Origin of the sequence: Nitrobacter sp. 62-13 (genome assembly GCF_001896955.1) — a bacterium.
In the GTDB taxonomy this organism is placed as follows: domain Bacteria; phylum Pseudomonadota; class Alphaproteobacteria; order Rhizobiales; family Xanthobacteraceae; genus Nitrobacter.
On record NZ_MKRN01000176.1, the window covers coordinates 100,471 to 100,864 of the forward strand.

The 394-nt window shown below is 54.3% G+C and carries 1 protein-coding gene; it reads right to left on the reverse strand.

The window, feature by feature from the left end; genetic code table 11:
- Positions 1 to 118 precede the first annotated feature (118 nt).
- The coding region (locus tag BGN91_RS12670; RefSeq protein ID WP_292613657.1) for an HAD-IA family hydrolase at positions 119 to 394 on the reverse strand (276 nt) is incomplete at its 5' end.

Sequence of the window (394 nt, forward strand, 5' to 3'; positions counted from 1 at the left end):
GAAAGTCGTTCGCTGCATCCGAAATGGAAATGTCGGACGATGAGGATCGTAGTCTGTCTTGATCAAGCGATGGTCAACAGGAAACTCATAAGAAGATTGTCCGGGCCGATCCGGAAATTTATCCTGCCACCTCTGTCAGGTCATCAATCGTACAAGCGGCACCTGAAAAGTCATCGTCGCTGAAATAGGCGCTCCGCGAGATCAGGACAGGAATTCCAGCGCCGACCGCGGCAGCCAGGCCGATTCCGGAGTCTTCAATAGCGAGGCATTGTTTCGCGGGCAGATTCAATTTGGAGAGGACCTTCAGATAAACATCAGGCGCGGGCTTCTTCCTTGTCACCTCGTCGCCGGCGACAATGGCTGCAAACCACTGCTCCCAGTCCTTGCCGAGCGA